The sequence below is a fragment of the Candidatus Deferrimicrobiaceae bacterium genome (assembly GCA_035256765.1).
Classification (GTDB): Bacteria; Desulfobacterota; Deferrimicrobia; order Deferrimicrobiales; family Deferrimicrobiaceae; genus CSP1-8.
In genome coordinates, this window is the sequence record DATEXR010000217.1 from 1 (window position 1) to 8,193 (window position 8,193).

General features: G+C 63.8%; 1 protein-coding gene. It reads left to right on the forward strand.

Annotation, left to right across the window (positions count from 1 at the left end):
• Positions 1-46: 46 nt before the first annotated feature.
• A partial coding sequence (locus VJ307_07265; GenBank protein HJX73939.1) for a glucoamylase family protein occupies positions 47-8,193 on the forward strand: 8,147 nt, incomplete at its 3' end.

Here is an 8,193-nt window from a genome sequence, read left to right on the forward strand (position 1 = left end):
GGTGGACCCGGAAAATCTCAGCAGTTTCGTAGCCGCCTACCAGACGGTGACCGTCCTGAAATTAGGCGAATTGTGGGCCATCCCGATCATGCTGCGCCTGGCCCTGATCGAAAATCTCCGTCGCGTGGGAGCGCGGATCGCTGTCGACCGGACCGACCGCAACCGCGCCGACTACTGGGCGGACCAGATGACGGAGATGGCGGAGAAAGACCCGAAGAGCCTGATTCTCTTGATCGCGGATATGGCGCGGTCGAGCCCGCCGCTGGTGAGCTCGTTTGTCGCGGAATTTGCGCGCCGGTTGCAGGGACAGAGCCCCGCCTTGGCCTTGCCGCTCACCTGGATCGAGCAGCGGCTCTCGGAGTCCGGCCTGACGATTGAGCAGTTGGTGCAGGCGGAAAACCGGCAACAGGCCGCCGAACAGGTTTCGATCAGCAACAGCATCGGCAGCCTCCGATTTCTGGGAGCGATGGACTGGCGCGAGTTCGTCGAGAGGATGAGCGTCGTCGAGCAGGTGCTGCGTGAGGATCCTGGCGGAGTCTACGGCAAGATGGATATTGCCACCCGTGATCGCTACCGTCACGCCGTGGAGAAGATCGCGAAGGGCAGCCGGCTATCCGAAGGCGAGGTGGCGCGCAAAGCGATCCAATTGACCTGCGAGAGCGCGGCCGTGAAAGGCAGGGACGATCGGGCGGCACATGTCGGGTTCTACCTGATCGATAAGGGATTTCCGCAGCTCGAACGAACGGCGGAGGTGCGCCTGTCTCCCCTGGAGGCTCTTGCGCGAAGGAGCCGCCGGTTTCCCTTGCTCCTCTATCTCGGCACGATCACGCTGATGACGGCGATTTTCACGGGGAGCCTGTTGGCAAAGGCGCATGCCGGTGGGTACCCGGATTGGCTGTTCGCGCTGATGGGGTTCCTCTCGCTGCTGGGCGGAAGTCAGCTGGCGGTGGCGCTGGTGAACTGGCTGGCCACGTTGCTGGTGACGCCGCATCCGCTGCCGCGAATGGACTTCACCGAAGGAATTCCGGAGGAATCGCACGCCTTGGTGGTGATCCCAACGATGCTCACGAGCGCTCCCGACATCGAGGATCTGGTCGAGGCGCTGGAAGTCCGGTTCCTGGCCAACCGGGACGACAACCTGTACTTCGGCCTGCTGACGGATTTCCGGGATGCGCTCGAGGAAACGCTTCCGGAGGACGAGCCGCTGTTGCGGCTGGCCCGGAAGAGGATCGAAGAGCTGAATGAAAAGTACAGGGATGCAAAGAGCGACACGTTCTTCCTTTTTCATCGCCCGCGCCGATGGAATCCCCGGGAGCGGATCTGGATGGGCTACGAGCGCAAGCGTGGGAAGCTTGCGGAATTGAATTCGATTCTGCGCGGCGGCTCAGGGGATCGCTTTTCCCTCGTCGTCGGCAAGACTGCCGTTTTATCGAACGTGAAGTACGTGATTCCCCTGGACACGGATACGGAACTCCCGCGCGACTCGGCGCGGCAGTTCGTGGGAGCCATGGCGCACCCGCTGAATCGTGCGCGGGTCGACGAAGATTCTCTGCGTGTCTCCGAGGGGTACGGAATCCTTCAGCCCCGCGTAGCCGTGAGCCTGCCGTGCACGAACCGGTCGAGGTACGCGCGACTGTTCGGGAGTGAGCCGGGCATCGATCCGTACACGCGCGCCGTCTCCGACGCCTACCAGGATGTGTTCGGTGAAGGATCCTTCATCGGCAAGGGGATCTATGACGTGGATGCGTTCGAGCGGACTCTCCATGGGCGTTTTCCCGAGAACCGGATCTTGAGCCACGACCTTCTGGAAGGGTGCTACGCGCGGGCGGGGCTGTTGAGCGATGTGCAGTTGTACGAGGAATATCCATCTCGCTACAGCGCGGACGTAAGCCGCAGGCACCGCTGGATTCGCGGGGATTGGCAGATTGCGTCGTGGTTGGTGTCTCGCGTTCCCGGACCCGGCAAGCTCCGTCAGAGGAATCCGCTCTCGATCCTGTCCCAATGGAAGATCTTCGACAATCTTCGTCGCAGTCTCGTGCCTTCGGCGTTGACACTGATGTTGCTGCTGGGCTGGATGGTCTTGTCGCCGCTCTGGTTATGGACCTTGGCGGTGATCGGAATCCTCCTGATTCCCCCGTTGGTTGAATCGGTTCTGGAACTGTTCCGGAAGCCGGACGACGTGCTGCTGAGGCAGCACCTCGGCGCCGCAGCACGCACGGCCGGCCGGCACTTCAGCCAGGCGGCATTTACGCTCATATGCCTCCCCTACGAGGCGTTTTTCAGTCTGGATGCGGTGGTGCGCACCGTCTGGCGGATGCTGTTCACGCGCAAACGACTCCTGGAATGGAGTCCGTCGGGCGATCCGGACCGCAATCGCCGCGCGGACCTCGTCGCCTCTTGCCGGTCCATGTGGATCGCTCCCGTGATCGCCGCTGCCGCGGTGATCTCCCTGGCGCTTTCGAGGCCGGTTGCGCTGGCCGTGGCCGGGCCCATCCTGGCCCTCTGGTTTGCCTCACCCGCGGTCGCCTGGTGGATCAGCCGGCCGCTCGCCCCCCGATCGCCTCGGCTTTCGTCCGAGCAGACCTTCTTTCTCCGGAAGCTTTCCCGAACGACCTGGGCGTTCTTCGAGACCTTCGTCGACCCGGAAGATCATTGGTTGCCCCCCGACAGCTATCAGGAGTATCGCGTCGCCGCGGTTGCGCACCGCACGTCGCCGACCAACATGGGGCTCGCGCTGCTCGCGAATCTGTCCGCGTACGACTTCGGCTACCTTCCGGCCGGACAACTCATCGAGCGCACGGCGAATGCATTCCGCACGATGGAATCCCTGGAACGGCACCGGGGCCACTTCTACAACTGGTACGACACGCAGTCTCTCAGACCGCTGCCCCCTCTCTACATTTCGACGGTGGATAGCGGGAACCTCGCGGGCCATCTGCTGACATTACGGCCGGGCCTGCTCGCACTTCCCGATCAAAAGATCCTGGGATCGCGATGGGTGGAGGGCTTACGCGACACGCTCGGGGTCCTCGTGGACGCCGCGGGAGGAGCAGCGAAGACCCAGCTCGCGGAACTTCAGAAGGATCTTGCGGCCGCATCGGAATCCCGGCCAACCACGCTCCCGGCGGCGCGGCAGTGTCTGGACCGGCTGGCGGCGTCCGCCGAGGACGTGATCCGTGGTCTTGAAGCCGACTCCGAGAGCCAGCCGACGTGGTGGGCACGTGCCTTCGCCCGGCAATGCCGGGACTCCCTCGAGGAGCTGACGGTCCTCGCGCCGTGGGTCCTGCTGCCGGCCGCACCGGACAGGCCCGACGGCGTTCCCGGCATCGATGGGATCCCGACGCTGCGCGAACTGGCAGAGCTTGAGGAACAGAGCGAGTGGTCTGTTGAGCTTCGGGGGCACATCCAGGAGGCAAACCGTCGTGCCAGGGCAAGGATTGCGGAGATCGATCGCCTTGCACGGCAAGCCGGCGATCTCGCCCGTATGGAGGTTGATTTCCTGTTCGACAAGACACGTCGTCTGCTGGCCATCGGGTACAACGTGGGTGAGCGCAGGCGGGACTCGAGTTTCTACGATCTGCTGGCTTCGGAAGCGAGATTGTGCAGTTTCGTGGCGATTGCGCAGGGACAGCTGCCGCAGGAGAGCTGGTTTGCCCTGGGGCGCCTGCTCACGAGCGCCGGTGGAGAGCCGATCCTCCTTTCGTGGAGCGGTTCGATGTTCGAGTACCTCATGCCGCTCCTGGTGATGCCGACGTACGAAAACACGCTGCTCGACCGGACCTGCAAGGCGGCCGTGGAGAGGCAGATCCAGTATGGGGGGCAGCGCGGCGTACCATGGGGAATGTCGGAATCGTGCTACAACACGGTCGACGTTCGTCTCAACTACCAGTACCGCGCATTTGGCGTGCCCGGGCTGGGGCTCAAACGCGGACTCGCCGAGGATCTGGTCGTTGCGCCGTATGCGTCCGCCCTGGCGCTGATGGTGGCGGCCGAGGAGGCATGTCGGAATCTGCAGCGACTCGCCGCGGAAGGGGGGGAAGGAAAATTCGGCCTTTATGAAGCCATCGACTACACCCCTTCCCGTCAACGACGCGGACAATCGAGTGCCGTGGTCCGTGCCTTCCTGGCACATCACGAGGGCATGACCCTCCTCTCTCTGGCGTATCTGCTCCTGGACCGTCCGATGCAGAAGCGATTCGAGTCGGACCCGCGGTTCCAGGCGACCACGCTGTTGCTCCAGGAGCGGGTTCCCAAGGCCACGGCGTTCTATTCGCCCGCCGCCGAGCTCTCCGATTACCGTACGGCTCCCGATGGCCTGAAGACGCCGGTGCGCGCTTTCAGCAGCCCGGACACGCCGATGCCGGAAGTGCATTTGTTGTCGAACGGCAGATACCACGTGATGATCACGAACGCGGGCGGCGGTTACAGCCGCTGGAAGGACATCGCGGTCACGCGCTGGCGCGAAGACGGTACCCGCGACGGCTGGGGCACGTTCTGTTACCTCCGCGACGTGACCAGCGGGGAGTTCTGGTCGACCGCCTATCAGCCGACGCTCAAACGATCGGAGAAGTACGAAGCGATTTTCTCGGAAGCGCGAGCGGAATTCCGCCGCCGCGACCACGACTTCGACACGCATACGGAGATCGTCGTCTCCCCGGAGGATGACATCGAGCTGCGCCGAATCCGCATCACCAACCGCTCACGGAGGCGCAGAGCGATCGACGTGACGAGTTACGCGGAAGTCGTTCTTGCATCGCCTGCCGCGGACGCGTTGCATCCGGCGTTCAGCAACCTCTTTGTCCAGACGGAGATCCTCCCCCAACGCCAGGCGATCCTCTGCACCCGCCGGCCCCGCTCCCTCGAGGAGCCGGTGCCGTGGATGTTTCACCTGATGGCCGTGCACGGGGCGGAAACCGGAGAAGTTTCCTATGAGACGGACCGCATGCGGTTCATCGGCCGCGGAAACACGGTCGCCGATCCGCAAGCCATGAGAGGATCCGCGGCGCTTTCGGGTAGCCAGGGCTCCGTGCTCGACCCGATTGTCGCGATCCGCCATCGGATCACGCTCGATCCGGGAGAATCGGCGACGATCGATATCGTCTCCGGCGCCTGCGAAACCCGCGACGCCGCGTTAAGCCTTGTCGGGAAATACCAGGATCGGCGCCTTGCGGATCGCGCCTTCGACCTGGCGTGGACGCACGGACAGGTGGTCCTGCAACAGCTCAATGCCACGGAGGCCGACGCGCAACTCTATGGACACCTTGCCAGCTCCGTCATCTATGCCAATTCCTCTCTGCGCGCCGACGCGAGCGTTCTCATCAAGAACCGCCGCGGGCAATCCGGCCTATGGGGTTATTCCATTTCCGGCGATTTGCCGATCGTGCTGGTGCAGATTGGAGACCCGGCCAATATCGATCTGATACGACAACTTGTCCAGGCCCACGCGTACTGGCGCTTGAAAGGGCTGACGGTGGACCTGGTGATCTGGAACGAAGATCACGCAGGTTATCGGCAACTGCTCCACGAGCAGATCATCGGGCTGATTGCCGCAGGCATCGATGCCTCCATGACCGATCGACCGGGCGGCATCTTTGTAAGGTTCGGGGAGCAGATATCGAACGAGGATCGCGTTCTGCTGCAAGCGGTCGCTCGCGCGATCCTCACCGACAGCCGGGGGACGCTGTGGGACCAGATCCACCGTCGCCGACCGGCGGAAGTGCCGGTCCCGCCCTTCACGCCGGCCCGAACCCATCACGCCGAAGCCCCCGCGGCCGCCGAGCTGCCCCGCCGCGACCTGATCTTCTTCAACGGGCTGGGAGGATTCACGCCGGATGGGCGCGAGTACGTGATTACGACGTCGCCTGAGCAAGAGACGCCGGCGCCGTGGGTGAATGTGCTGGCGAACCCGAACTTCGGAACCGTTCTCTCGGAGAGCGGCCATGCCTACACCTGGAGCGAGAATGCCCACGAGTTTCGCCTCACTCCCTGGGACAACGACCCGGTGAGCGACTCGAGCGGAGAAGCCTTTTACCTCCGTGACGAAGAGAGCGGCCTCTTCTGGTCCCCCACGCCGCTGCCCAACCGCGGGGCGATGCCTTACGTCAGCCGGCACGGATTCGGCTACAGCGTCTTCGAGCACACGGAGAGCGGCATCCGCTCGGAGATGTGGGTTACCGTGGCCCTGGACGCGCCGGTCAAGTTCACGGTGTGGAAAGTGCGAAACGAGTCCGGCCGATCCCGCCGGCTCTCCGCCACAGGATACGTGGAATGGGTGCTGGGGGATCTGCGGCCGAAATCGGCCATGCACGTGGTCACCGAAGTCAACCCCGACACCGGAGCGCTCTTCGCGCGGAACCCCTACAACACGGAGTTCGCCGGACGGGTTGCCTTTTTCGACGTGGACGATACGATTCGGACCGTAAGCGGCGATCGGACGGAGTTCCTTGGGCGCAACGGCACGCTTCGGAATCCGGCCGCCATGGCCCGGGCGCGGCTCTCGGGCAAGGCAGGGGTCGCCCTGGATCCCTGCGCCGCGATCCAGGTTCCCTTCGAGCTGGCGGATGGGGAAGAGCGTGAGATCATCTTCAGGCTCGGCGCAGGGAAAGACACCGATGACGCCAGGAACCTGGTGCATCGCTTTCGCGGGTCTTCTGCGGCGCGTGGGGTACTCGAAACGGTGTGGCAGTCCTGGAACCACACTCTCGGCGCAGTCCATGTGGAAACCCCCGACCCGTCCCTCAACGTCCTGGCCAACGGCTGGCTCCTGTACCAGACTCTGGCGTGCCGTCTTTGGGCGCGGAGCGGATACTACCAATCGGGAGGGGCGTTCGGTTTTCGCGACCAGCTGCAGGACGCGATGGCGCTCATCCACGCCGAGCCGCACCTCCTGCGCGAGCACTTGCTCCGCTGCGCGGCCCGTCAGTTCCCCGAGGGAGACGTCCAGCATTGGTGGCATCCCCCCTCGGGCCGGGGCGTGCGCACACACTGTTCGGACGATTTCCTCTGGCTGCCGCTGGCGACGTGCCGCTACGTCATGAACACGGGGGACACCGGGGTGTTGGATGAACCCGTCCACTTCGTCGAAGGCCGCCCGGTAAACGTGGAGGAAGACTCCTATTACGATCTGCCCGGCCGGTCGGAAGAGGCGGGCACCTTGTACGAACACTGTGTGCGGGCCATCCTGAGGGGCCTCAGGACCGGGAAGCACGGCCTGCCGCTCATCGGCTCCGGCGACTGGAACGACGGCATGAACCTGGTGGGCGAACACGGCAAAGGCGAAAGCGTCTGGCTGGGATTTTTCCTTTATGAAGTGCTCCTGCGGTTCGCCGAGGTTGCCCACGCGCGTGGTGACCTGTCCTTCGCCGAACGTTGCCGGAGGGAGGCGACTCAAGTGCGCCGGAATATCGAGCAGAATGGCTGGGACGGCGAGTGGTACCGCCGTGCTTACTTCGACGACGGCTCGCCTCTTGGATCGGCGAGCAATCCCGAATGTCAGATCGATTCGATTGCGCAAAGCTGGTCGGTTCTGTCCGGGGCGGGCGATGCCGAGCGCTCGCGCATGGCGATGGAAGCGGTGGATCGGCGCCTCGTTCGCCGGGACCATGCGCTGATCCAACTCCTGGAACCGCCGTTCGACAAGTCGGATATGAACCCCGGCTATATCAAAGGGTATGTCCCGGGCGTGAGGGAAAACGGCGGACAGTACACTCATGGAGCGATCTGGGCGGCGATGGCGTTCGCCGCGTTGGGCGACGGCCGGCGCGCATGGGAACTGTTGACGATGATCAACCCGGTGAACCATGCGAGATCTCCGGAAGGGGTGGCGACCTATAAAGTGGAACCGTACGTAGTCGCGGCCGACGTCTATGCGCTCTCACCCCACAAGGGCCGCGGTGGATGGACGTGGTACACGGGCTCGGCCGGCTGGATGTACCGGCTGATCGTGGAATCCCTCCTGGGCTTACGGCTGGAAGTGGATCGGCTTCGATTCGCTCCGTGCCTCCCCGCGGACTGGAAGGCATTCAAGGTGTACTACCGGTATCGCGAGACGGTCTACGAAATCGATGTCCTGCAACAGTTTGCCGGGAAAGGCGAGACGAGCGTGACCGTTGATGGAGTTCCGCAACCCGACCAGGCAATTTCCCTCGTCGACGACCGCCGGAAACATTCGGTCGAGGTGGTGATACACCATGC